The 477-nt window shown below is 38.4% G+C and carries 1 protein-coding gene; it reads left to right on the top strand.

What is annotated here, in order from left to right; translation table 11 throughout:
- Positions 1–46 precede the first annotated feature (46 nt).
- A partial coding sequence (locus tag ACTRWE_RS19275; protein WP_462880541.1) for a transposase occupies positions 47–477 on the top strand: 431 nt, incomplete at its 3' end.

The raw sequence follows: 477 nt of genomic DNA, 5'->3' as shown, positions 1-477 counted from the left end.
GTGTCAGGATAGTTGTCGCCTCTAACATTTAGCAGAGGCAAATAAAATGAGACGTCAATTTACACAAGAATTTAAAGTTCAAGCTGTTGAAAAAGCATTATCTCAATGTGATGATGTTCGCTTAGAAGATATTGCAGATGACTTAGGTGTCGGTTATTCAACGTTACAACGTTGGATAGCACTGGCAAAAAAGCATCAACTTGAAATACACCAGACGGGTAGCCAAATGACAGCAGAAAAACGACCACAAGACTGGAGTTTAGAAGAAAGACTCAACGCAGTAATTGAGTGTGGAAGTTTAGATGAAGCCGCCATAAATGAATACTGCCGTAATATAGGGCTTTATCCGCATCATATTCAGCAATGGAAGAAAGACTTAGTAACACCACCTTCAAATAAAACAGTAAAGTCAGACAGTAAACAGCTTAAGCAAGAAATAAAGCAACTGCAAAAAGAACTGAATCGCAAAGATAAGGC

It is taken from the genome of Pseudoalteromonas sp. G5_S1_54_S4, from assembly GCF_054968565.1.
This window is presented reverse-complemented; position numbering and strand designations above follow the sequence as displayed.